Origin of the sequence: Streptomyces sp. NPDC057445, assembly GCF_042802855.1 — a bacterium.
Lineage (GTDB): Bacteria > Actinomycetota > Actinomycetes > Streptomycetales > Streptomycetaceae > Streptomyces.
The window spans coordinates 63,927-87,875 of record NZ_JBHVDH010000006.1; the positions used below are offsets into that span (position 1 = coordinate 63,927).

23 protein-coding genes, 1 tRNA gene and 1 pseudogene are annotated in these 23,949 nt (G+C 68.4%); 17 read left to right on the forward strand and 8 right to left on the reverse strand.

Annotation, left to right across the window (positions count from 1 at the left end):
* The first annotated feature begins 44 nt into the window (after window positions 1–44).
* Window positions 45–323, forward strand: a complete 279-nt coding sequence (locus ACFU5O_RS15970) for a hypothetical protein (protein WP_384240553.1) — start codon at window positions 45–47, stop codon at window positions 321–323.
* 52 nt (window positions 324–375) lie between these two features.
* On the opposite strand, the gene ACFU5O_RS15975 is transcribed toward ACFU5O_RS15970, so the two are convergent.
* Window positions 376–918: a DUF4262 domain-containing protein gene (locus ACFU5O_RS15975; protein WP_384240555.1), complete on the reverse strand. Its 543-nt coding sequence runs from the start codon at window positions 916–918 to the stop codon at window positions 376–378.
* A gap of 560 nt (window positions 919–1,478) precedes the next feature.
* On the opposite strand from ACFU5O_RS15975, the gene ACFU5O_RS15980 reads away from it, so the two are divergent.
* Complete coding sequence (locus tag ACFU5O_RS15980; RefSeq protein ID WP_384240557.1) at window positions 1,479–2,450, forward strand: alpha/beta hydrolase; 972 nt, start codon at window positions 1,479–1,481, stop codon at window positions 2,448–2,450.
* A 1,308-nt stretch (window positions 2,451–3,758) separates the two neighbouring features.
* Here the strand turns inward: ACFU5O_RS15980 and ACFU5O_RS15985 are convergent.
* Window positions 3,759–4,238: a YcxB family protein gene (locus ACFU5O_RS15985; RefSeq protein ID WP_384240558.1), complete on the reverse strand. Its 480-nt coding sequence runs from the start codon at window positions 4,236–4,238 to the stop codon at window positions 3,759–3,761.
* A gap of 292 nt (window positions 4,239–4,530) precedes the next feature.
* On the opposite strand from ACFU5O_RS15985, the gene ACFU5O_RS15990 reads away from it, so the two are divergent.
* On the forward strand, window positions 4,531–4,896 hold the full coding sequence (locus ACFU5O_RS15990) for a hypothetical protein (RefSeq protein ID WP_384241127.1): 366 nt from the start codon (window positions 4,531–4,533) through the stop codon (window positions 4,894–4,896).
* On the opposite strand, the pseudogene ACFU5O_RS15995 reads toward ACFU5O_RS15990, so the two are convergent.
* A pseudogene (locus ACFU5O_RS15995) lies at window positions 4,845–5,250 on the reverse strand (RRQRL motif-containing zinc-binding protein). The gene ACFU5O_RS15990 and the pseudogene ACFU5O_RS15995 sit on opposite strands and share 52 nt — an antisense overlap.
* 308 nt (window positions 5,251–5,558) lie before the next feature.
* Here ACFU5O_RS15995 and ACFU5O_RS16000 point away from each other — a divergent pair.
* Window positions 5,559–5,837 (forward strand): hypothetical protein, encoded by a 279-nt coding sequence (locus ACFU5O_RS16000; protein WP_384240560.1) that lies wholly within the window; start codon window positions 5,559–5,561, stop codon window positions 5,835–5,837.
* A gap of 598 nt (window positions 5,838–6,435) precedes the next feature.
* Window positions 6,436–6,509: transfer RNA gene (locus ACFU5O_RS16005), tRNA-Met, on the forward strand.
* 198 nt (window positions 6,510–6,707) lie between these two features.
* Here ACFU5O_RS16005 and ACFU5O_RS16010 read toward each other — a convergent pair.
* Window positions 6,708–7,412, reverse strand: coding sequence for a DNA alkylation repair protein (locus ACFU5O_RS16010; protein ID WP_384240561.1), 705 nt, complete (start codon window positions 7,410–7,412; stop codon window positions 6,708–6,710).
* Between the two features lie 349 nt (window positions 7,413–7,761).
* Window positions 7,762–8,175 carry a VOC family protein gene (locus ACFU5O_RS16015; protein WP_384240563.1) on the reverse strand — a complete coding sequence of 138 codons (414 nt, stop codon included), beginning with the start codon at window positions 8,173–8,175 and terminating at the stop codon, window positions 7,762–7,764.
* A 71-nt stretch (window positions 8,176–8,246) separates the two neighbouring features.
* Here ACFU5O_RS16015 and ACFU5O_RS16020 point away from each other — a divergent pair, with 71 nt between their 5' ends.
* The 6 genes from ACFU5O_RS16020 to ACFU5O_RS16045 all read left to right on the forward strand — a co-directional run bounded on the left by ACFU5O_RS16020 (window position 8,247) and on the right by ACFU5O_RS16045 (window position 12,716).
* Window positions 8,247–8,504, forward strand: a complete 258-nt coding sequence (locus ACFU5O_RS16020) for a hypothetical protein (RefSeq protein ID WP_384240565.1) — start codon at window positions 8,247–8,249, stop codon at window positions 8,502–8,504.
* A 251-nt stretch (window positions 8,505–8,755) separates the two neighbouring features.
* Window positions 8,756–8,959: a cold-shock protein gene (locus ACFU5O_RS16025; RefSeq protein WP_004986771.1), complete on the forward strand. Its 204-nt coding sequence runs from the start codon at window positions 8,756–8,758 to the stop codon at window positions 8,957–8,959.
* Between the two features lie 362 nt (window positions 8,960–9,321).
* The gene (locus tag ACFU5O_RS16030) at window positions 9,322–10,854 is read left to right on the forward strand and encodes a DEAD/DEAH box helicase (protein ID WP_384240567.1); all 1,533 of its coding nucleotides are present in this window, start codon (window positions 9,322–9,324) and stop codon (window positions 10,852–10,854) included.
* 34 nt (window positions 10,855–10,888) lie between these two features.
* On the forward strand, window positions 10,889–11,299 hold the full coding sequence (locus tag ACFU5O_RS16035) for a CBS domain-containing protein (protein ID WP_384240569.1): 411 nt from the start codon (window positions 10,889–10,891) through the stop codon (window positions 11,297–11,299).
* Window positions 11,300–11,345: 46 nt separating this feature from the next.
* Window positions 11,346–11,657: an SCO5918 family protein gene (locus tag ACFU5O_RS16040; RefSeq protein ID WP_384240571.1), complete on the forward strand. Its 312-nt coding sequence runs from the start codon at window positions 11,346–11,348 to the stop codon at window positions 11,655–11,657.
* A gap of 720 nt (window positions 11,658–12,377) precedes the next feature.
* Entirely contained in the window at window positions 12,378–12,716 is a 339-nt protein-coding gene (locus ACFU5O_RS16045) for a MerR family transcriptional regulator (RefSeq protein WP_384240573.1), read from the forward strand.
* A 603-nt stretch (window positions 12,717–13,319) separates the two neighbouring features.
* Here the strand turns inward: ACFU5O_RS16045 and ACFU5O_RS16050 are convergent.
* Window positions 13,320–16,250, reverse strand: coding sequence for an AAA family ATPase (locus ACFU5O_RS16050; RefSeq protein WP_384240574.1), 2,931 nt, complete (start codon window positions 16,248–16,250; stop codon window positions 13,320–13,322).
* Between the two features lie 412 nt (window positions 16,251–16,662).
* Here ACFU5O_RS16050 and ACFU5O_RS16055 point away from each other — a divergent pair, with 412 nt between their 5' ends.
* The 4 genes from ACFU5O_RS16055 (at window position 16,663) to ACFU5O_RS16070 (ending at window position 20,476) form a co-directional block, all read left to right on the forward strand.
* Window positions 16,663–17,127 (forward strand): hypothetical protein, encoded by a 465-nt coding sequence (locus ACFU5O_RS16055; RefSeq protein ID WP_384240575.1) that lies wholly within the window; start codon window positions 16,663–16,665, stop codon window positions 17,125–17,127.
* A 208-nt stretch (window positions 17,128–17,335) separates the two neighbouring features.
* Complete coding sequence (locus tag ACFU5O_RS16060) at window positions 17,336–17,659, forward strand: hypothetical protein (RefSeq protein WP_384241063.1); 324 nt, start codon at window positions 17,336–17,338, stop codon at window positions 17,657–17,659.
* A gap of 1,678 nt (window positions 17,660–19,337) precedes the next feature.
* The gene (locus ACFU5O_RS16065) at window positions 19,338–20,096 is read left to right on the forward strand and encodes a hypothetical protein (protein ID WP_384240577.1); all 759 of its coding nucleotides are present in this window, start codon (window positions 19,338–19,340) and stop codon (window positions 20,094–20,096) included.
* Window positions 20,093–20,476 carry a GntR family transcriptional regulator gene (locus ACFU5O_RS16070; RefSeq protein WP_384240579.1) on the forward strand — a complete coding sequence of 128 codons (384 nt, stop codon included), beginning with the start codon at window positions 20,093–20,095 and terminating at the stop codon, window positions 20,474–20,476. The genes ACFU5O_RS16065 and ACFU5O_RS16070 overlap by 4 nt, the downstream gene beginning before the upstream one ends.
* A 41-nt stretch (window positions 20,477–20,517) precedes the next feature.
* Here the strand turns inward: ACFU5O_RS16070 and ACFU5O_RS16075 are convergent, their stop codons facing one another.
* Window positions 20,518–20,955: a hypothetical protein gene (locus ACFU5O_RS16075; RefSeq protein ID WP_384240580.1), complete on the reverse strand. Its 438-nt coding sequence runs from the start codon at window positions 20,953–20,955 to the stop codon at window positions 20,518–20,520.
* A gap of 262 nt (window positions 20,956–21,217) precedes the next feature.
* Window positions 21,218–21,643 (reverse strand): OsmC family peroxiredoxin, encoded by a 426-nt coding sequence (locus ACFU5O_RS16080; RefSeq protein WP_384240582.1) that lies wholly within the window; start codon window positions 21,641–21,643, stop codon window positions 21,218–21,220.
* 431 nt (window positions 21,644–22,074) lie between these two features.
* On the opposite strand from ACFU5O_RS16080, the gene ACFU5O_RS16085 reads away from it, so the two are divergent.
* Together ACFU5O_RS16085 and ACFU5O_RS16090 are read left to right on the forward strand one after the other, a co-directional pair.
* Window positions 22,075–23,343: an ATP-binding protein gene (locus tag ACFU5O_RS16085; RefSeq protein ID WP_384240584.1), complete on the forward strand. Its 1,269-nt coding sequence runs from the start codon at window positions 22,075–22,077 to the stop codon at window positions 23,341–23,343.
* A 375-nt stretch (window positions 23,344–23,718) separates the two neighbouring features.
* Complete coding sequence (locus tag ACFU5O_RS16090) at window positions 23,719–23,922, forward strand: cold-shock protein (protein WP_384240586.1); 204 nt, start codon at window positions 23,719–23,721, stop codon at window positions 23,920–23,922.
* Window positions 23,923–23,949: the final 27 nt, after the last annotated feature.

The window sequence follows — 23,949 nt, forward strand, 5'->3', positions numbered from 1 at the left end:
CGCCGGCTTCGACCGCTTCCAGGACGAGCAGAGAGGCAGGTCCAGTGGGCTTCGACGCAGAACGATCAGCACGCATCGCCGCAATGCAGGAAACCGCCCGGCCCACCTGGGAGGCAACCGGCGACACGAACGCCCTCCAGCAGTTCCTCAAGGACAACGGGTGCCATGGAGTGGAAGCCGTCTTCGTCACCATGGGCCTGTTGAGCTGCGATCTTGCCGAAGCCCAGCGAGCCATCTTCAGCGCCCCATGCCGTGACGCTGAACGCCGGTTCCACAACGACGCCCTGGACCTGCTCGCCGAGGCCGCCGACACCGACGCCTGACCGCACCGACAGTCGGCAAAGCCTTGACTCGGCCATTAATACTCCGCCGACCTCAGGTGATCTCCGCCCACGGGCCGGTGGTCTCGTCCTTGGGCGCCCAGAGCAGTGGTTGGCTCATGCGGCAGTGCTCATTCACTCCTTCGTCCCAGGGAAACCGACCAGCCTTGTCCGGCCAGAACAGCTGAGTGATCGGCAGTGGCGGGGTCTGGTAGAAGTCGATACCCGCGCCGAAGAAGTCGTGGTACCAGCTGGGATGGACAGGCCGGACGGCCACGTCGTAGCCATTGAGAACGTCGCCCCGGCGCTGGTCGGGCTCGAGTGGGCTGCCGTCTCGTATCGCCGCCCCGGCGGCGTTCGCCACTTTCATCGCGGTCTGCGAGGGCAGGCCGAACACGCTGACCTCTGGACTGCGCAGTGTGTGCCAGAGGCCGATTGAGTAGCCCCAGTCGCCAGGGGCATCACCGCCGGCCACGCCCATGACGTGCCACCCGTAGTCCGCGACGTTCTTCGCGATGTGGTGATCGCGTTCCTCCGACACCGGTCCGCCCCATTCGGTCGGTGCGCAGAGGAGGCAGAAGCAAGGGGACTCGTCCATCCGAGGAGACTAAGCCCTGCCCCGCTCACAGGGCTCTCCGGCCGTGAGCCAGCCACGTGCCCCTCGCGTGCCCGATCAGCCGGAGAGGAGCAGGGAACCACGGTGAAGAGCGGACAGTCGGCAGCTCCCCCGCAGGTCAGCGACTTCCCAGCTCAGCAGGCATCCGCATACGGCGTCTTCCGAACTGGTGCTCTTGGCCCCCCGCTGCAGCGCTTGACTGAATCATTGAGACTCCGCCGACCTCACATGTGACCCTCGGCATCCTTAGCTGCGGGGTGTGACTCTCGATCCTCGTACTCCTTGATCGTCGTACTCCTTGGCACCGCGCCGTCCTATCGGCCGGCCGTTCTCGCAGCGTTCGCCGACGTACTGGCAGCGTTCAGGAGGCACCGGGTCGGTGGCGACTCCTAGCCCGCGCAAGCTGCGAGTTTGCATGAGCCGATCACCAGTGGCGCACGCTCCAGCGCCTTGGCCAAAGTTGCGCCAATGCGCTGCTGAGAGACGATGGGAGACGGTTGGGCCTGGCCGTCGCGACCGAATTCTGACGCAGGAGGCACACCATGGCTACTTCTTCGTTGCTCCCGACGCCGGTCCTGGAGCCCGCGGCCCAGGAACTGGCGGATTCCACCAAGCCGCACCCGCGCCTCTACGAAGTCCCACCGGAGAACGGCCGAGAGATCCTTGATGATCTGCAGGCGGGCAAAGGGGTGGCCAAGCCCACGGTGGACGAGGAATGGGTGAGCGTCGACGCAGGCCAGTACGGCCAGGTCCGAGCCCGAATCATCCGTCCCCAGGGGGCGACGAAAACCCTCCCGGTGGTTTTGTACATCCACGGCGCCGGATGGGTGTTCGGCGACGAGAAAACTCATGACCGACTGGTCCGGGAAGTGGCGACCGGAACGGACGCCGCGGTGGTCTTCCCGGTCTACGACCTGGCCCCCGAGGCGAAGTATCCCACTCAGATCGAGCAGAACTACGCGGTCGGTAAGTGGATCATCGAGAACGGCGAGGAGCGGAACCTCGATGCCTCCCGGATCGCGGTATGCGGCGATTCGGTCGGCGGCAACATGTCCGCAGTCTTCGCGCTGATGGCCAAGGAACGCGGCGATGTTCGCCTGGCCGCACAGGTGCTGCTGTACCCGGTCACCGACGCCAACTTCGACACCTCTTCGTACCAGCAGTTCGCCGACGGCTACTACCTCACTCGCGACGGGATGAAGTGGTTTTGGGACGCCTACACCACCGACCCCGAGCAGCGCGCCGAAATCTATGCCTCGCCACTGCGCGCCGACATCGAGCAACTCCGCGGTCTTCCCCCCACCTTGGTCATCACCGATGAGGCCGATGTGCTGCGTGACGAAGGCGAGGCGTACGCGTCCAAGCTGCGCGAGGCGGGAGTGGACGTCACAGCGGTACGAGTGCTGGGGATGGTCCATGATTTCCTCATGCTCGACAGCCTCCGCGACTCCAAAGCGACCGTTGTCGCACGCACGCTGGCCACCGAAGCGCTGCGCCGAGCACTCCACCCGTAGCCCGCGCTTGGGCGTGGGCACTGCTGCCTTCTTCGTCTGCGTGATCGTCTGGTGGAGCAGGCCTGGGAAACGAGTCGAAGATCTGCGCCGGACTTCTCAAGCGGTGCAGAGCCCAGAAGCGTTGAATCGCCGTGCCCCATGCGTGCCCGAGCCAGCGGGGAATCACGGGGAACACCAGGCGATCACAGTGGCTGGACATGCCGACGACCCCTGACCGAGTTGGCTGGTCAGGGGCCGTTCGCCTGCGGTGGGTGTGGGATTTGAACCGACGGTGACGTCGCCGCCACGACGGTTTTCAAGATCGCTGGGGACCCGATGCGCCAATGCCGCGGACCTGGGCCGTCTCTTTCGGATCACGCCTAGACAGCGCCGTCCTCCCCCCGTACCCAGGCCAGTTGCGCGTCGCTCAGCGGGGGATCGAACCCCTCCGGGAGCATGAGCATGAGTGGCTGCGGCCACATGCTCTCCGGCCCGTGTTCTTCGCAATGCAGGGCGATGAGATGCGGCCCTTCCCCGCAGGCTTCGTGCCAGTCCTGCCCGAGGCCGACCCGCGTGGTCCTCGCGAGGGAAGGAGGTGGTGTCCGCGCCCCGGCCATGCTCGCGGACAGCAATCGGCCGCGCCCGGTAGCGTCCTTCCGGGGCCTGGTAGCGGCCGGAATGACCGTCACTGGCCGATCCGGCTAGAGCTACGGATCAGGTGATGCCCACGAGAGGGGATGGTGCGCGGTCGGCTCTGGCAGGTCATCTGCTGGCCATCGACGAAGCCCGACCATCGGTTAGGTCCCGGACGATTCTCCGGGCCGCCCCCAGACAGGCCGGGGATGCAACCATTCCCTTCAGAGCTGGAACCCCCGGAAGCCGACCGCGCGCTTGAGACCCTAAAGGCCGGCACTGACAACAGCCTTATAGGTGCTTGGCCGTTGAGCGGTGAGTGTCCAACTGCGTGACAACGCCGACGAACAGCGGCGGACGAGCGCGAACGTCTGCGGACCATCAGCGCAGGTGAGAGACACACCGGTCCAAGGCAGAGTCCACACCCAAATTGCTTCGGGACGAAGAAGTCACATGTCATGGCGTGCCCGATCCGTGCCCGCCAGGTCGGTAAGCCACGGTCAGCAGCGGGTGCCCGGAAAAGCCCTACGGTTCGCCCTGGCACCCGTTGCCGCTGGTCAAGGCATCAACGAAGCCCAGAAAGCGGTGATTTCCAAGCTCAGAGCGCGGGTTCGTTTCCCGTCACCCGCTCCATACTTGAAGGCCCGGGCCAGGGACGTGATCCCCGACCCAGGCCTTTATGTTGTCTAGACCCTTCTAAACTCCGCGCACCACTTCCGCACCACTTGACCCCTCTCCCGTCTGGTCAGCGCCCTTCTTCCGCGCGGCCCGGACTGAGTGCTGGTCGATCAGCGCGGCGGCGAGCAATTCCCGCATGCGTTCCGTGTCCTGTGGCGCGCTCAAGCCGCGCTTGGGCAGTATCAGCACTCCGGCGCCCCATATATCTGGGGTGAGTAGCACGAAGACCCGGCGACTCTCGACGCAGCGCCCGTAGAACTCCCAACCTGTGTGGTTCGTATGACGCTCGGACACAGTGCCGATCCCTGATCGGTCGACCGTGACGCGATGTTCGCCCAGGTGCCTGGCGTATCCGAGCAAGCCCAGAGCCATCAGCCAGCGGCACGCGATCATGATGACGATGACAGTCACAGTGAACCGCAACACCCCCAGGGCAGGGGAGTCGATGCCCTTGGCCGCAACGTTGATCGCGATCACCAGGCCGAGGAAGATGCCCACGACCCACAGGACGTCGGCTTGCCGGACTTACGAACTGGAAGCAACTGTGCCGGGCACCGATTGGGTGTCTAACTACGCTACGACGGCACCGCAGTGAGGCGTACAACCACGGACTCTCGCGGACAGTCCTCGCAGGTCACAGACCATCCGACTCAGGTCGGGACGAAGAGGCCGTGCCCGCTGCGTGCCCGATCCGACGGGAAGCGGCGGGGACTCACGGGGCACGACGGTCACAGCAGCGCTGAGGCCTGACCGGGCCTACAACTGGGCGGACGGCACAGGCCTGCTCGGGATGGACCGGCCGGAGGAAATAGACGCGGCATTTGAGCGCGAGGAGCCTCATGTCGGAGTGGCAGTGATCGGCCTTGCCCTCGATCACTCCGACCCCGGGGTCATCCTTCCCCGGATCGCCCGCGCTCTGTGCTCGGACTCGGAAGAGCTGCGCCGGCAGGGCACGGTCGCGCTCGCGCACGATGCACGTCTTCACCACACGGTCGATGCCGAGTGCCTGGCCCTTTTGCGGACCCGGCCCAGGGGGAACGAAGCCGACGACGACCTTTGGACGTTTGTCCCGCACCGGCGCTTGCCTCTCTGGCTCTGGCGCCATCACCTGTCGCAGCACGCGAAATGGTTGCTCTGGCACCGCTGGCGGACTTGAAGGGCCCGTGGTGAGCGGCCCCGCTGTACAGCAGCGGATACAGCAACCGCGGTGACCGCAGAGGTCGGGATGACGTATCCGGCGTCTGTCCGGCAGGCGTGACACGTCCGGCGGGCTTGCATCGCCTTGGCGAGCGCGGCCGACTTCCCTGCGGTCATGGGCCGCACGGGCTCGGCCCGGTCGAGGCGGTAGAGGTAGGCGACCACCACACCCGCCTTGCGATGGCGGGAGCGGCGCATCACCTGCGCCACGACCCGCTGACCGCCGGGTCGTATGCCGCGGGCGTGGAGCTGGCGGCGGGCGGCGGGTGGCGTAGCCGTTCGGAGCTAAGCACCACGGGTAGGTCAGAACCAGCGGTTCGCGGATTTTCAAGTCTGCTGAGGGGCCCGTGGGTTCGTGGCCCTCATACCTGTGCGGTCGGTACCAAAGAGCTCTGTGTGGGCTGCGCGGACGAGCGGTCCAGGTCGTGGCAATTCTGATGCTGGTCCTGTCGGCACCCCGGCGGGAGTCATCCATGGCCCCGCTCGAAGGGGCCGGGTGAGTGGCGTGATTTCGCCGACTGGCAGGATGTCGGCTCCCAGCGGGGAACGGCTCGGTAGCACCACGCACCGTGGCCCGCGTCCTCCCTCGCGACCGCCACCACACGCACAGGAGAACGCACCGTGACCGACAAGGACGCTGAGCACTCCGACGAGCGGGATTACGGCACAGGCCCCTGGTGGACGGAGCTCGGGACGCTGGGCGCCGTCGCACTGATCATCTTCGGTGGTCTCGCGGCAGCGTGGGTCTTCCTCCGGTTGCCCGGCGCCCCGGAGAACCTGTCGACCGGCTACTACCAGGCCGCCAAGGTCGTCGCCATCGGCGTGGTGATCGCGGGAAGCGCCCTACTGGGCCGCCGTCGTACCCGGGCCGCGGCCACCGAGGAGACGAACGAGCCGTAAAGCGCCTGACGCCGCCGGCCGGTAGGTTGCGGTGGTGGCGGGAGACGCGCATAAGCGGTGCAGCCATAGAGTCATGCGGCGCCGCGGGTCATCACCGGGAAGCCGAGCAACGGCGCGGCAGCGCGGCAGCGCGAGCTGGCCCTGCGTCATCCGGACGCCTTCGCCGACCACGCGGCCGACTTCCGGCGACGGGCCACCGGCTCCAACCCGACCTCGCGATCCACCCGGCCGGACGGCCCGCGCCCACCGGGACTGCGCCGCACCCAAAGCTGACCAGCAGCAAACCGCTCTTGGCATCGGGCTGCCTGGGACGTCATGAACCCGGGTGAGGCGGTCGCTCACCCGGCGCGAGGTGAAGTCCGCACCGGTCGCATCGGTGCTGGATTCATCCGTCCGTCTCGCGGAGCAGGAACACGGGCTCGATGAAGCCGACAGTGTCCCCTGGGGGAGACGCTCCTCGTGCCATGCGAATGCTTCGTGCCGGGTGCCGGGGGCCACGTTTACGCAGGTCAGACCCGCAATACCAGTGGAGCGACTTCCTCCGCGCGAAAAACTGGTTCGGCACAGGCTGTTCGTGCCGTAGGGTTGTGTTCACCGACGCGGGGTGGAGCAGCTCGGTAGCTCGCTGGGCTCATAACCCAGAGGTCGCAGGTTCAAATCCTGTCCCCGCTACTCAGTAAGGCATCGGGCCCGGCGCTTTCGCCTCGGGCCCGATGTCGTATGCCCGACTGCCCCGACGGCCGGGCTCCGCCTGGTTGCGGGCGCCACTCCCCGAGACAGCAGACCCGATCGCTGTTCCGACCGCAGTGAGTACGCCTGGGGGTGCCGCGTTCTGAGGGAGCAGCGGCACGAGCGTGAGCGCGAACCTTCCTACGTGTCGTGCTGTCGGCGCACCATCTCGGTGATCCAGATGGGCGCGAACGGAGACGTGCAGCCCGGGGAAGTCGGGTAGTCCTTGAGCACCTCCAGGCGCTCACCGATGTCGAGTGCACGGGTGCGGTACTCGGCGTGCTCGATCCCGATCTGAGCCAGGCAGTGGTTCATCGCCCACTGCAGGCGATCCGGGGATTCCTTCATCTGCGCCTCGATGACATCGAGCAGTCCTGCGAGGTCGAGGCCCTCGGGCTTCTTCGCCACGCGTTCGGTGGTCAGCGCCCAACCGGCACTCGCGACCACCGGATCCGGATCGGCGGACCAGGCCAGGCGCAGCTCTTCGGAGTGCGGGTTCTTCTTCACCACGTAGTTCACGAGCCAGTCGTGCACCTTGGGTGTGCGCGCCTCGCGCAACATGACGTCCAACTCGTCACGCTCGAACGCCTTCGGGCGGCAGATCAGGATCGCCAGCAGTCTCGCCGCGGTGTCATCCGTCTCCCAGAGCCGGCACGCGAGTTCCTGCTGCGTCTTCAGCCGCTTCGCGAGCGCGCGCAGCTTGCTGAGGTTCACACCGTGATCGTCACCGTGTTTCTCGTTCACCGCGCGTGTCTTCGGGTCCTCGAGCTCGGCCAGCTCGGCCATCACCTCGGCCACCGTCGTCTCGGGCAGCGTCGTCCCGGCCACCTCAAGCCTCCTGTCCATCACATGCGAGATTCAGCCTAGGACGGACGTCGGCCTCCTGTCGTACACGCCGCCGCACCCACTCGGCGGGGTCACGACGACGGCGCGTACCGAGTCTTCGCGCAGGAGGTCGTCACGGTCGCCCAGGCTGAGTTCGCGGCCCTCGCCGAGAACCGCGATGAACTCTGCGGCTGGACCAGCAGGGTCGGCCCGCCCACAGGCTGTCACGGGACCGGCCACAGGACAGCGTCAAGGACGGCAGAAGGGTCAGTCGCAGTCCTCGCTGTCCTCTCCGGCGGCGAAACGGACGTCAACGGCCTGGGCCGCGTCGAGGTGGCGGAGGTTGCCTTCGGGGCGGTGGAGCTGTCGCTCAGCCCTGCGGCTCGCTGATGTTGACCATCCAGGGGATACCGAACCGGTCCGTGCACATGCCGAACACGTCGCCCCACATCTGCTTCTCCAGGGGCACGGCCACGGAGCCGCCGGCGGACAGTTTCTCCCAGTAGCCACGCAGTTCGGCGGCGTCGTCGCCGCTGAGGCTCACCGAGAAGTTGTTGCCCGGCGTGTGCTCCATCCCCGGCGGGGAGTCCGCGCCCATGAGGGTGAAGCCGCTCGGAGTCTCCAGCATGCCGTGCATGATCCTGTCGGCGTCCGGTGTGGCGGCCTGGCCGGACTCACCGTAGGTGTTCAGCGCCAGCGTGCCGCCGAAAACCTCCTCGTAGAACTCCAACGCCTGCCTGGCGTCACCGCCGAAGCTGAGATACGGGTTGAGACGCGAGGCCATGAAAACCCCCTGAAACGAAGCAGACGGTCGGTTGTCCGCAGACTAGCGGGGGCCACCGACAAACGCACCCGGTGAACTCCGTCAACGACCCGACGTGGGCACTCATCACCTCAACCGGCGTCGAGGGCCCTGCCCTCGACCGCGACATCGCCCGCCGACTGAAGGAACGTTTGGTCGCCGACCACCGTGCGTCGCTCGGCACCACCTCGCGCCGCCGGCCGACCACGCCGCCCATCGCCCTGACGCCCGCCTTCTCCGCGGAAACGCTGTGTTCCGGGCGAACCAATATCTGCGGCCGTGAAGTGAGATATCGACGCAACGCGCGATGAGAGTTTCTGGTGCAGCAGACCGAATGAAATTGCTTATCGCGCACAGTCGATCGCACCGTGCTACTGTCGACTCAGTTGCAGTTGTGGTTCCCAGGAACGTCAAGTGCCCCCACTGGATTTGCACGCCAATCGGAGTGCGCCAATGGGAGCGCTTTTACACTTCCGGACACTTTCCGGACGGGGCAATCATCGCGGCGACACGGAGTCAGCACAGTGCGGACTCCCAGCATGGCCCCCGAAGGAGATTCAAGATGGCTACTGGCACCGTGAAGTGGTTCAACGCGGAAAAGGGTTTCGGCTTTATCGAGCAGGATGGTGGCGGCGCTGACGTGTTCGCCCACTACTCGAACATCGCCGCCCAGGGTTTCCGTGAGCTGCTGGAAGGCCAGAAGGTGAGCTTCGACATCGCGCAGGGCCAGAAGGGCCCGACGGCGGAGAACATCGTTCCTGCCTGACGCTGACGCGCGCAGTTCGCAGCTGGGGCCCGCACTTCGGGGTGCGAGCCCCAGCTCGTTGCGTTTCTGGGCACGGCCTCCACGTCGCGGCGATTCCAGCGCCGGCATGATCCGGGGTCCGCAGTCCCACCGCCTGGAGGATGCTCCATCCAGGCCCGGACGGCGTCCGTCAGAGCTTCCCACGCTCGACGCCCCGATCCTCCGCCCCGGATCGCGCCACCCGTTCAGCGCCCGCCTCGGTCCATGGGATTCTCCCGCCGACCAGATCCGCTCGCGCATTTGCTCTGGCCCTCTTGCGACTCTCTGCGTTGCTCTTTACTGCAGGAATTCCTTGACAGGTGCCGCCTCCAGGAAGGTTCTGCATGAACCGCACACGTACGAACGACCGTTTCGCCCGTACCCGTAGCCGTCCCGGCAATTCCGCCTTCGGAAAGGGTGGCGCCCGCGCCGGCGCTGCGGCTTCCGGCCGCTCCGGTGCCCCGAGCCGTTCGGGTGGCTACGGACGCCGGCCCGCTGCGCTGCAGGGGGAGTTCGCCCTGCCGACAACGATCACCGCCGCACTCCCCGCCGCCGCGGCGTTCGCCGACCTCGACATGCCCGGGCCGTTGCTGGCCGCGCTCGTCGCCGAAGGCGTGACGGTACCGTTCCCGATCCAGGCCGCGACCCTGCCGAACTCCCTCGCGGGTCGCGACGTACTCGGCCGCGGGCGCACCGGGTCCGGCAAGACCCTCGCCTTCGGCCTCGCGCTGCTGGCCCGTACGGCGGGCCGGCGAGCCGAGCCCCGGCAGCCGCTGGCCCTGGTGCTGGTACCCACTCGGGAGCTGGCACAGCAGGTGACGGATGCGCTCACTCCGTACGCCCGCTCTGTGCGTCTGCGGCTGGCCACAGTGGTCGGCGGGATGTCGATCGGCAGGCAGGCCGGTGCGCTGCGCAGTGGGGCAGAAGTCGTCGTCGCAACGCCGGGCCGGCTGAAAGACCTCATCGAGCGGGGCGACTGCCACCTCGACCAGGTCCGCATCACCGTCCTGGACGAGGCCGACCAGATGGCCGACATGGGCTTCATGCCGCAGGTCACGGCGCTGCTGGATCAGATGCGCCCGGAGGGGCAGCGGATGCTGTTCTCGGCCACCTTGGACCGCAACGTCGACCTTCTGGTCCGCCGGTACCTGACCGACCCGGTGGTCCACTCCGTCGACCCGTCGGCGGGTGCGGTCACCACGATGGAGCACCACGTGCTCCATGTGCACGGCGCGGACAAGCATCGGGCGACGACCGAGATCGCGGCGCGAGAGGGCCGGGTGATCATGTTCCTGGACACCAAGCACGCCGTCGACCGGCTCACCGGCCACCTGCTGAACAGCGGTGTACGGGCCGCCGCCCTGCACGGTGGGAAGTCGCAGCCGCAGCGCACCCGGACCCTGGCCCAGTTCAAGGCGGGGCATGTGACGGTGCTGGTCGCGACCAATGTCGCGGCGCGCGGGATCCACATCGACAATCTCGACCTGGTGGTCAACGTGGACCCGCCCAGCGACCACAAGGACTACCTGCACCGGGGCGGCCGCACGGCCCGCGCCGGCGAGTCGGGCGTCGTCGTCACCCTGGTCACACCCGACCAGCGCCGTGGCATGGTCCGTCTCATGGCGGACGCAGGGATCCACCCGCAGACCACCCCGATCCGCTCGGGCGAGGCCGAACTGAACCGCATCACCGGCGCGCAAACCCCGTCGGGCATCCCGGTCGTCATCACGGCACCGGCGCCCGGACGCCCCGAGCGCGGTGCCTCCGCCTCTCGCGGCCGGCGCGGCCGTACCGCTCAGGAGCGCCGCACGGGCCAGGCGGTGCGCCGCACGGCTCAGCGGCAGTCCGTGCTCGGCGGCGGCGCGGAACGCTCGTGACCGGAAGATCGCCCATGTCTGCAGGAGGTACCTTTTGACGCTGGTCCAGATGCAGCCACGTCCGGCGGACTCCGCCATCAGGACCGTGGTCGACGCCATGGACGCGCCCGGACCGCAGGTCTGGGACGACATGACCGTAGAGGTGGCCTTGTCCGTCATGGCCAGTGCGCGTGCCGGGCACCTGCTCGTCTGTGACGCGGACGGCCTGTGCACAGGCCTGATCACTCAGGCCCAGCTCACCGCCGTACGCGACAGCTCCGCCTACACGGATCGGATCCGCCTGCGGGACGTCGTCGGCGACAGCGGACCGTTCACCTCCCCCCTGACCACACCGGTCGCAGCTGAACACGCGATGCGGTGCCGGACGCCAGGGCCTTTCGTCCGCAACTTGCCCGTCGTCGATCAGCACGGCTGCGCCGTCGGCGTTCTCGCCTTCTCACGCTGATCCGCCGCTCTCCGGCCGACCTCTCCCCCTCAACCTGCGAGGCACCATGCGCTGCATCATCGCCCGTTTCCCGTTCGACCTGTCCAAGAGCGACGTGCTGGCGTCGATGAAGGGCATCAAGCCCGAGCCGGTCACCGGTGAGTCCGTGACCATCGGCCGCCGCCAGTACCCCGTCAAGCAAGTGGGCGAAATCATCACCCGGCAGGACCGCCGGGACTTCACCGCCGGCGAAGTCACCAGGGCCATGACCAGTCTCGGCTTCACCTGCCACCCCCTCCCCGATGCCTCACCCCCCGCGGGCACCCTCACTCCGATCCAGGAGGCGTCGGCACTGCTCGGCTCCCCCGCGCCCGTGTAACCGACGGAACAGGCGAACACCAAGACCAGGACAGCATGAGGGCCCGACCGGCGCGCCGGTCGGGCCCTCATCGCGTTCCGGCGTCCGGTACACACGGCCACGTTCTCCGGCGGGGCCGGCGGTTCAGCAGCGGTGGGTCGGTCGTCGGAAGCAGCCGAAGTCACCGACGGTCCGGCCGCTCACATCCTTGATCGCGACACGGTGCATCCGCCTGTCGCGGGGATCGCAAGGTGGCGCTTCGGGTGCAGAGGCCCTGAGGCGCGCGGCGCGAGGTCACGACCGCCGTTGCGTGCAGCACATTACCTCTACCTCAAGAACCTCAAAATCTACTCTCGCCAGAGTAGACATTCGGTGGTCCCATCGCTAATGTCTGTCTCGGAGACATGGTCGAACGAAACCCGCCAGAGACGAAGCGGTGGGTAGCAGTACAAGCGACATCGGTTTGGCACGTGGTTGACACAGCGGAAGAACGGAGGAAGCAGACGCCATCAGGATCGCCCGGGCAAGGAAGATCCGGCCCGGGTACCGACGACCCCGGAATGGAAGGTGGTCCCCGGTCACGCATCCGCGATCCCCGCGCCCCCGCCCTCTCCCGGGCGGAGGTAGCGGAAACAGAAGGTCGGCACAGCGTTAGCGCCGACAGATGGTGTTGAATTTCCTTCGGGGCCCTGGTGCCGTACGGCACCAGGGCCCCCTCGACGCGTTGCACAAGAGGTGAGAATGACAGCAGACACTCCGCTCAGTGGCCGTCTGGACGACGACGACTACCCCGCGTACACCATGGGACGGGCCGCCGAGATGCTCGGCACCACACCCGGATTCCTCCGCGCCATCGGCGAGGCCCGCCTCATCACCCCGCTGCGCTCCGAGGGCGGGCACCGCAGGTACTCCCGCTACCAGTTGCGGATCGCCGCCCGCGCCCGCGAACTCGTCGACCAGGGCATGCCGGTCGAGGCCGCCTGCCGCATCGTCATCCTCGAAGACCAGCTCGAGGAAGCTCAGCGCATCAACGCAGAGTTCCGCCGCGCCGCAGCCGCACAGGACGACAGCTCCCACTGAGACCGTCCAGGCTCATACGGTCGGCTGAAGCGCGGAGCGTGTCGCATCGAGTGCGCGGAGACAGAAGTCCGGGAGCTGTCCGGTTGCCCGCCCGGCGGCCGGGCGAGGAACCTGCCCGACTGCAGGCTCCACATCCGCCGCAGGAATCAACCGTCAAGCCCCGACCGCACCGGTGATGCCGCGACGAGAACATCCTGACCCGCGCCTCGCCATCGCCGTCGCCGTCGCCGTCGCCGTCGACCATGAACCTCCCTACGGCGGAGAGGACTTTCGAGCAGCCCGTGAAGCTGCACACCGACCTCGAGGCACGGGCGAGGCGTGCTGCCGCCGCGCTGGTCGGAGCCCACCCCGTAACCCACGTGGGCCGACAAACGCGCGCCCCTCCGCGGCGGGCGACAGTTTGATAGGCGGCGCCGCGCGCCGGGGAACCCGACCGCGGAGTGCGCGACATGGGCGAGCTGTTGCAGCAGATTTCGGCAGGACATCATCGCGGCGTCCGCCGACGCCTCAGGACCGAACGGTGAGCGCGACGCTCCCGGTCGCGGCCCTCGGTCCGCCTTCCGGGCCGCCGCGCATGAGCGGCCCGGGGTACGCGGCGCCGGATCAGGCGAGTCCCTCGAGTGCGGTGCGCGTCATGAGGCTCGCCAGGGCCGAGCGGGACGGTACGGCGGTCTTCCGGTAGATCGCGGACAGATGGGTCTCGACCGTACGGCGGCTGAGGTAGAGCTTGGTCGCGATGGCCTGGTTGCTCAGTCCCTCCGCGACCAGTTCGGCCACCTCGAGTTCTCGTGCCGTCAGTCCGGCCGGCTGCGCGGGAACTCGTCGGGCGCTTTCCAGGACCTGCGGACGGATCATCTCGGCCAGGTCGGACAGCAGACGCGCGCCACCGCCGTCGGCGAGCCGGTGGGCGCGGTGCCACATGTCCACCGCGCGTGAGCCCTCCCCGGCGGCCTTCACCAAGGGAGCTGCCCGCAGCAGGGAGTACGCCTCCCAGAGCGTCATGCCGGAGCGCGCGTACTCCTGGGCGGCCTCGTCGAAGAGGCGTGCGGCTTCGCCGGTGTCACCCCGGTGCTCGGCGAGCGCGGCCATGGCGCGGAGTGCGGCCGCACGCTGGCCCCGCAGGCCCAGCCGATCCGCCTCCTCAACGGCCTGTGCGGCCCAGCGTCCGGCCTGGTCGAGCCGGCCGGTGGCCATGGCGGTGCCGACGAGCGTCTCCAGTTGGGCCGGGCGTATCGAAGGCTGTACCCGCCGCAGTTCGTGGCCGGCTCCGGCATGCAGGATGGCGTCCTGCGCACGCTGCGGGTCACCGCTCACATACGTACAGTGGCCGAGCATGGACCAGGCCAGTGAGGCCCACCAGCTGTCGCTGCTGCCGACCGTCGCGACGGCTTCCTCGGCGGTCGCCAGGGCCTTGGGGTCGCCCCAGGGGCAGGCCAGGAGCAGGATCAGCGATTTGAAGGCCAGTGTGAATGCCAGGAGTTCACTGCTGCCGATCGCCCGTGCGACGGATTCGGCCTCCTCGGCGGACTCCAGGGCGGACGGCAGCCGGCAGGTGTTCAGGTGCACGAACGCTCTGCTCGTCAGCAGGTGCGGCAGGACATAGAGCTGACCACTGCCACGGGCGATGTCCAGGCCGCGCTCGACGTGCCGTTCCGCGTCACCATGACGCTCCAGCAGTGCTTCGGCCCAGGCCAGCCACACCAGCGACTCGCACAGTTCGGTGAGGTTGGGGTCGGTCAGTCCGTCCGTGAGCCTCGCGGCGGCATCGGCGAAACTCCCGGCCGCCTCGGTCCTGCCCTCGTATGCCTCGCCCAGGGATGCCAGCGCCAGTGCACAGGCCTCACCGGTGTGGTCACCGTGGGAACGGGCGACGGCAAGGGTCCGTGCGACGTCCGCGCGCACGTCGGGGTAGGAGACGGTCACCAGGGCGGACATCCCCAGGGCCAGCCCGAGGGAGACCACCTGGCCGGGCGGGGGGCCGGGACGACGGGACAGCTCCCGGTGAAGGAGGGCGGTGGCCTCCGGAGAGTGTCCGAGGTGCCGTTCCATCACGGCGCACTGTGCGATGGCGTTCGCACGCAGCGAGGGGTCGTCCGCACCTGATGTGCTGATCAGCGCGTGCAGCAGGCTGCGGCTCTCGCGCAGATCGCCGCAGACGCCGAGCGCCCGGGCTCTCGACAGCATCAGTTCGCCGCGCCACTTGGCATGTTCGGCCGTGTCCGGCAGGAGCCGGAGAACAACTTCCAGCAGGTGAGCGGCGGTAGCCGGCGCGGTGTGGGCGAGCTGGGCGGCCGCCTCGCTCAGCACGGCGGCCGCCTCCGGATCCCAGCCGGTCAGCGACCTCTCGACGTGATGGGCCCGCTCGGCGACGGAGGCGCCGGTCCTTGCCAGTTCGTCCGCCGCACGACGGTGGAGCTCGGTACGTCGCCGGGCGGCGGTGTTCTCGTACACCAGCGCCCGCAGCAGCGGGTGGCGCAGCGCCCACCGGTCGCCCGACCCGATGCGCAGGAGATCGCGCTGCGCCAGGTCACGTGTGCAGTCGTCGAGTTCGGACGTGGAGTGGCCGGTCGAGAGGGTCAGCATGGCGGGCGTCGCGTGGTCGCCGAGGACCGCCACGGCTTCGACGACACGGCGCTGCGGTTCGGGCAGCGTCGTCAGTTCGTCCAGCAGCAGGGCCGCCAGTCCGCTCGGGACTCCGATCGCGTCGCTGTCGCGCCGGCTGTCGCGCGAGCCCGGGGCGGTGATGCCGCGCAACGACGCCCCGTGCCGGTATGCGTGCAGCAGGGAGAGGAGGTAGAGCGGATTGCCCTCACTGGCCACGTAGAGCTCTTTGGCGTGGTCCGGAGGAAGGTCGGAGGCCAGCGCCTTGACGGACTCCTGCTCAGCGAGCGGCTCCAGCGCCATGCCCAGCACGGCGCCGCTGTCGGCGCCGCGTGTGAGCGCCGAGGTGAGGGAGGTCGGCGTCTGACGGTCACGGCGCGCCACGGCGAGAAGCACCCGGCCGCGAACCGGGTGCCGGATCAGATGATCCAGAAGTTCCAGGGACGCGGGGTCGGCCCAGTGAAGATCGTCCAGGGCCATCACCAGCCCGCCGTCACCGAGCCGCGCCAGCAGCCCCGCGATCGCGCGATGGAGGCCGAAGCGGTTGGGAGTGCCCGCACTTGGCGCCGCGCCCCGTGCGCCGAAGAGCACCGGAGCCGCCTCCGCGAGCGCGGGATCGGCGTCCAGCAACCCGGGGTCGACGTCGGCGAACGCGTCGGCGAACGTCTGGTACGCGGTGTGCTGCTCGTACTCCGTGGCCCTGCCCCGCAGCACCGTCAACCCGCTCCGCCTGGCCCGCGAACACAGTTCGCTCAGCAGCCGGCTCTTCCCGATGCCGGCTTCCCCGGCGATGTCGACGACCGCGGGAGCGCCGCCCTGCCCAAGGCCGGCGATCACGGAGTCGAGCCGCTCCAGTTCCGCGGATCTGCCGACCAGCATGGCCACGTCCCGTCCTGCCTCATGGACACCCTTTGCGTCCTGTGCGTCGATCATGTCTTCCGACGGCACCCTATGGTCCTGCCAGGAGACAATTGTCGGGAAGCATGCGGTTCTGGCCGGTCCTCGCTCTCCGGTCCTTCACTCGCGGTCCTCGCACGCCGGTCCTTCACTCGCCGGTCCATCGCCCGCCGGTCCATCGCCCGCCGACCGCGGGCCGGCTCCCGCCCCCCTCCCGACAGGGAGCCCGATCCCGACAGGGAGCCCGATCCCGGCCGCGGCCCGCCTGGACCTGCGCAGCGGCAGCAGCCGTTCCTCGAGGTGAACTCCCGTAAGCGCATACGTAGTTCCACGGATCCTGCCGCACTGCGTGTACGGCAGGGTTGCTCGAACGCAGACCGATTCTGCCGAAGGGAGCTGATGCAGTGATGGCACCGTCGCCGCACCCGTGCAGCACCAAGGTCCACGTATGACCGTCTCCACAGGTCACGTGTCCGAAGGAAGGACGGTCGCCGCGTACTGGCTGGCGGCGATCGCCACGGTCCTCACCGTGCTGGGGCTCTACGTCCTGCCCTGGTGGCCGTCCGACTATCCCGACCCCACGTTCCTCGAGTACCGCGCCGAGTACGTCGCGGACCTCGCCGACAACACCGCACCGTGGTGGAACGCCTTCCACGACAGCTACTTCGTGGTCGGATTCGCGGTCCAGACCGCCGCCGTCTGCCTGCTGCCGTTCGTCGTGGCGCGCCGGGACCGGTGGCACTGGCTCTCCGTCCTGGCGGTTCTCGGCGCGATCTGGCAGCTCATCGGTGTGCTCGGCAGCACGATCTTCCACACCACGCCCGCGCCGTTCCTGGGTCCGCTGGCCGGACTCCTCGGTCTCACCGCTTGGCTGCTCGCCCGCCCCGCGCAGCGCCAACAGCCGCGGCCGTGAATGAAGTTCCGCTCGTGATCAGCCGCGTTCACAGCTGTTCGGCCCGGGGCAGGTCCGCAATTGTGGCCGGTAGTCGGTATTTCGGCGTTCAAAGCACGGATCGCGGCACCGGTCGAGCGCAAGAACGATATGCAATCGCAGGTTTGAAAAGGGTTTCGCGCACTCGCGCGAGGCAAGCAAGCAGGGCATGAGCAATCCCCATGAACCCATGCCCATGAACGAGCCCTACAACTCATACCCCCCTCAGCGCGACAGCCTCGGAGCAAACCGGGCAGCCTTGGCCATCCATACGATCGCGGACATAGCCGCAGCATTTCTTGGTCTGTGGATCCTGCTGTACCTGCTCGAGGCCAACCAGGGAAACGTCTTCGTCGGCTTTGTGCACGACATGGCCGACTGGCTCGCCGCCTGGTCCCAGGACATCTTCACCATGGAGAGCGAAGGCCTGCGGGTCTTCCTCAATCACGGTCTTCCGGCCGTGATCTACCTGCTGCTCGGCCATGGGATCGCGGCGAGGCTGCGCCGGCTCTGACGGGTCCAGGTCGGCCGGATCGACCACGCCGAGCAAGTCGGGTGTGCCGCGTTTTTCGGTGAGGTCCGCGATCGGAAGCACACGCAGAAGGTCACGGGCCTCACGTCGCGACGTCATGGTCACCTCGCGACGCCTCAATGAGCGGAATGCCGCCAAACCCACCTCTCATCCCCGCATTCGTGATGACATGTCCGGGAGTACGAGAAATCATCGTCGGCAAATCTTTGCATCAGCATCACAACTGCTGCGCGTCGCCTTCGGGAAACGCCGTTAGCGTTATGGGCCCGCTCGATCCCGCGTGCGAACTTGATCAGGTCGCCGGCGTCCCTGGCGGCGCAGTCAGCACAGAAAGATCGCAGATGGACTATTGTTTCTCGTGCCGCAGAAATCTCAATGGGGCACTCGTGTGCCCAGGGTGCGGCGCATACGCTCCGGACATCGCGCCGCCTGCCCATCGCCTCCACAGCGAAAGCCCCTCTGTCCCGACGCGGCAGGCGTGGGGAGCGCAGGAGGTCCGCGCTCCGGGGTCCGACCCCGGCACTCAGCGCTTCGAAGCCGCACGGGACTTCGACACCGCACGGGACTTCGACACCGCGCCGGCCGGTAGCGGCGCGTCCGAGGACTCGGTGGCGGACGCAGCGGGCACTGGATCGTCCAGTGTCTTCGAGGCGGCCACCCCGCCCGCGCAGGGCCGGGCGGCCCGGCGTCGGCAACTGGCGCGCTGGAAGAAGAACCGGCGTCGGGCCATGGCGGCGACGGCGGTCGCGCTGGTCGGCGGCGGCCTGACCATTGCCGTGCTGCCGGCCGCCAAGCCTGCCACGAACCACGCGCACGCAGCCTCACCGCCGGAGCCGGAGCCGGTACCGGAGTCGGTGACCACGGCCATGCCCCGGACAGCGCCCGCGGACGCGCCGTCGGAGCAGCCGGACGCCCGGGTTTCGCAGCGTCGCACTCCCCCGCGCACAACAGCCAGTCGGCAGCAGAACACCACCGTCGCCGCGCCTCACACTGCGCCGACGGTCCGGCAGCCGAAAGCCGTCGTCACGGCCACGCCCCCGGCGCCCCCGAGCACAACGCCGCACACCCCACCCGGGTCTGCCGAGCAGAGGCACGCCGGCAACGCCCCGGCTCCTGCCCCTGCGACGCCCCCGCCCGCTTCCACCGAACGTCCCGGCCCGGGCACACCGGCCGAGAGCCTGTTGCCGACAACACCACCGGCAGAGCCGTCGTCGCCGACGCAGGTGTGCCTGGTCATTGTGTGCCTCGGCTGATCGTCCGGAATCTGTTCGCCACTGATTGCCGACCGACTCAACTGGCGCCGGGAGCGCGCCGGCCGAGCTGCTCCTGGCTCCGGGCGCGTACGAACTACGTGACCAACTGGCCGTACTTGCTCCCACGGACTTTCGACGCCGCTCCGGCCGACCTCCGCCGCGCCGTGCGCCGCGACCTCGGCGTACCGAACTGAGGTAGGCCGCCGAGCCCGAAACGGAGCACCGGGGCGCGGGACCGCCCCCATGTAGCGGTCGGCACCGAGCCGACCACGCCCTGGGTCTCTTTGACGACGCGCACCGCCGCCGCGTCCCACCGACCCCAAGTGTGTCAGACACTTGACACACTTAGGTCCGTAGGTAACTGTGTCATGGAGTTAATACACCCTAGGGGAGGGAAAGGCATCACGATGTCTGCTGAAGCAGAAACGGAAGGCACCTGGCGGACAGGTCTCGACACCCTCGTGCGCTGGGCCGGTGCGGCGACCGGTCTCGTCGTCAACGCGCTGGTGTCCTTCAGCCCTGAGCCCGACGTGGATGTGCTTTACGGATTCCCCGTGTTCGGTCTGTGTGTCATGGCCGGCGTCTTCACAGCAGATCTGATCGCGCGCCCGAGTCGTGGCCGACCACGAGTGGCCCAAGTGAGACCCCGCCGGATCCGGGACTACCTGCCACAGCCCCTGACCACCGCATTGGCCGCGCAGGCCGTCGTCCTGGTGACCCTCCTGAGCATCGCCGCCACCACGGCCTCGGCGGACGCTGACGGCCGTTCAGGACGTGCACTGTCCGTCGCCTGCCCGGCGGGAGCCCAACTTCTGACCCCCTGGCCCGGTCCCTACTACGCCTGGCCGACCATCGGCGGTCTCGCCCTCGGCACCCTTGCCTGTGCACTGCTCCTCCGCCGTATCACCGCGCGGTCCGGGAGTGACGACCAACGCCGCCTGCGGGTCCGGGCGGCGATCGGCGCATGGGGAGTGCTGGTGACCGCCCCTCTTTTCGCTGTCTCCTTGACAATGACCATCGCGGTGCTGAGCCTTTCCTGCGCGGGCGGGATGAAAGCCACGGCCTTGGGGGCTCTGGCTGTCACGGTCCTCATCTCGGCAGTGACCGCGTGTCACTGTCTGGGCGTCCTTCTGCTGCCGCAGGCCTACGTCAAGGAGCGGCCGTGACAGCACACGGCATCACCGTCAACCCCGCTTCGCCTGTCCCTCCTTACGAGCAGCTCCGCTCGCAACTGGCCGTCCTGATCTCGGTCGGTCGGCTGTCTGACGGGGACAGACTGCCGTCCGTTCGCCAGCTCGCCTCCGACCTCGGGCTGGCCAACAACACCGTGGTGCGGGCGTACCGCGAACTGGAGGCCGCGGGGCTCGTCAAGAGCCGCCGGGGCTCCGGCACCCGGGTCGTCGCCCCGGCGACCCCCGTCGACATCAAACTGAAGCTCGCCGAACAGGCAAGCAGTTACGCGGTTGCGGCGAGGCAGCTCAATGCCACCAACGAGGAAGCCCTCGCGGCGATCCGTCACGCTCTCGCAAGTCTCGACACGCCCTGAACCCGCGTCCGGGCATCGATCCCTCTCGGCGATGATTCTGCTCAGCGGTTGCACGGGGTGCTGGTGACAGGAGGCGAACCGTCCAGGTACCAGCGGCCGTCCTTCTGCACCGTCGGCCACGCCGTGCAGAGTGCACCGCTCGCGCTGGAGCCTTTGAGGACGAGATAGCGTGAGCCGTTCGCCTCTTCCAGTCGCGTGGTGACCTCGCCGTCGGGCTGCGCCTGCCGCAAGTGGTCGATGAACGTCCCGGCATAGCCGTCCCCGACGGTGTCCGAGACGAAAAGACGCTGCAGCCCATCCGCGTCCTGGTCCCGCAACGTCTCATGCACCCCGCTCCGCAAAGCACTGACCGAAGGCGCACCTCCCGGAGGCTCGTTGCTGATGGCAACCACGACGACGGTCAGCCAGACCACGAAGCCGGCCACCAGCACGAGGGGGGCCAGTCTCGTCTTCCAGGACCCGTCCAGGCGCGTGTACAACGTCTGCCTCCTCCACCACCGAGAGTGCTGAGTGCACCGGTGTATGGGACGCCACCCTTCAGCCTTGCACGTCGGCGGCCTCCTGACGCGCTCGACGGACCGCGCCGGAGTCACGGTGGCCCACGCAGCGGTGGCACCCGCGGGTAGAACGAACGCCCCGGCCGTGACCTGGAGCTTCGCCATGTGCGCACAGCGCGTCCGGTCCGTCGGCGATGTCGCCGCCGCCCGTACCGGCAGGCGACGGCGACCCACGTCCGCGGTGTCAGGACAGGGTGGAAGTGAGCGCGATCGTCGTGCCCGTGAGGGCCTGGCTCACCGGACAATTGGCCTTCGCGTCCTCGGCCGCGGCCTTGAAGGCCGCCTCCTCGACGCCCGGCACCTGGCCCACCACCGTGAGGTGGATTCCGGTGATGCCGGTGCCCGGTTCGAAGGTGACCGCGGCCTTGGTGGTGAGCAGCGTCGGGGGGTTTCCGGCCTTGGTGAGGATGTTGGCCAGGGCCATGGAGAAGCAGCTGGAGTGGGCGGCGGCGATCAGCTCCTCGGGACTGGTCTTGCCGTGAGGCTCCTCGGCGCGAGAAGCCCAGGTCACGGGGAAGTGGCCGACTCCCGACGAGTCGAGCGTGACCTCTCCGAATCCCTTGATCAGTTCGCCTTCCCACTCGGTGTGAGCGGTGCGCGTGGTGGCCACGGTGAATCCCTTCTGTGTCCGGACGACGACGAAATCTCCCCGATCGTCCGCCTTGCGACGGCCGGACCGGCCTGCGACGCGCCGCGCCACGCCGGGCGAGGAGGGTTACCTCTGCCGCGGTGCACCGGGACCGGCCGGGCGGCGGGGCCCAGCCCCGTCGCACACAGGCCGTCCTGACCATGCATCACTTTCTGAGCCCGGAACCCGGCTGGACGGGGTGCGCGCAGCCCGTGCGCCGGACGACGAGGAGGGCGTCCGCCGGGACCTCGCGTCGCTTCTCGGGGCGTGGCCGGCCCACCCGGATGTCCGGAGGTGCACGTGGCCGGTTTCCCATGGGGCGGCGGGGTGCGCGCCGGTCCGGTCGTCGCTCCGCAGGTGGCGGCCGATGATGGGAGTACGGCCACACAGACGGCGCTCATTCGGAGCTGATCATGACGGGTTGGCTGATCAGGGACTACTCCCAGGACGATCTCGAGGCGGTCGTCCGCATCGCCACGGAGAGCAGCACGACCGGCGAGCCTCCGCTGTTCCAGCTCTCCGAGGCCGTGGCCGCCTTGCAGGCTCCCCATCCGGCCGTGGTGGCCGTGGCGGACGAGGTGATGATCGGGGCCGCGGTGAGCAGCGTGGAAGGCGACAGGGCGTGGATCCTGCGTATCTGCATGTCGCCCGACTGGCGGAACATGGGGCTGGGCACTGCCCTGATCACGGCGCTCGAGCACCGGCTCTTCGCCGGTGGCGTCCGCACGGTGCACGCGGCGCTGCCCGAGGGCGAGACCGGAGCCGCGGCGCTGCGCAACTGCGACTTCGACGACCGGTCGGGCCTGGTGTTCTTCGAGAAGCGCGGACGGGTGACTCCCCAGGCCGTCGGCATGCTGTCCTCGCTCGGAGCGGAGCTGCCGGCCGGTGGTCTGTGGCAGAAGGTCGCCGGCATGCAACGGGAGAAAGCGCTCATCGAGCGCCGCCTGGTCCTGCCGCTGGCCTATCCCGAACTGGCGTCCCAGCACGGGGTGGAGCCGCCGCGCGCGGTCATGCTGTTCGGCCCGCCAGGAACAGGCAAGAGCACCTTCGCCCACGCGATCGCCAGTCGCCTGGCGTGGCCCTTCCTCGAGCTGTTCCCCGCGCGTCTCGCCGCCGAGTACGGGCTGGCGACCGGGCTGAACCGACGCTTCGACGAGATCGCCCAGCTCCACCACGTGCTGGTCTTCATCGACGAGGTGGAGGAGGTCGCCAGCGCACGCAGCGGCGCGGACGCGACCGCGGTCGGGGTCGTCAACGAGCTGCTCAAGGCCATCGTCCGGTTCCGGAGCCAGGACGGACGGCTGCTCGTCTGTGCCACCAACAACGTGACCACGCTGGACCCGGCCTTCCTGCGGCACGGTCGCTTCGACTACGTACTGCCCATCGGTCCCCCCGATCACAGCGCCCGGGTCGCGCTGTGGGAGAGCTACCTGGAGCGGGCGGGCGCGGAGGCCGACAGCGAGGGACTCGCGTCCGCCAGTGAGGGGTTCACCCCCGCCGACATCGCGCATGTCGCGCGCACCGTCTCCCAGGCCCAGTTCGAGCGCACTTTCGACACGGGGACCCGGGCCCGGCCCACCACGGACGACTACCTGAACACGATCCGCGGGACCCGACCCACGGTGAGCAGCACCATGACCCAGGAGTTCGCCGACCACAGTGAGCGGTTCGCCCGCATCTAGGGCCTCTCCGGATCTTCCCGGGCTCGCGTGCCCCGCCTTGTTCCGACCTCCACCGGCACAGGCAGCCGTCGGACAGGCGGCCGTCGAGCCGCGTGGCGCATGTGCCGGCACCGGGCAGGCTCGGACGGAATTACGCTCCGGGACACACCGTGAGCAACACGGACGGTCAAAATTCTTGCGGGAAATCCGACGCGGCAGAGAGGGCCGTGTTAGGGTGGAGTCGTTGCAGTTTTGGTACCCATGAACTTGTGCACCTGACGGGATGTGACCTTCAGGTGCATTTTCGTTTCCGGTGTCTCCGGATGGGGTCATTGCGGCGACAAGGAATCCGCGCAGTGCGGATTCCTATGACTGCCCCCATTTGAGGAGAACATCATGGCTACTGGCACCGTTAAGTGGTTCAACGCGGAAAAGGGATTCGGGTTCATCCAGCAGGACGGCGGCGGCGCCGACGTCTTCGCCCACTACTCGAACATCGCCACTCAGGGCTTCCGCGAGCTGCAGGAGGGCCAGAAGGTGACCTTCGACGTCACGCAGGGCCCGAAGGGCCCGCAGGCCGAGAACATCATCCCCGCCTGACATCTCGCAGGCCGCCGCACAGCGGCA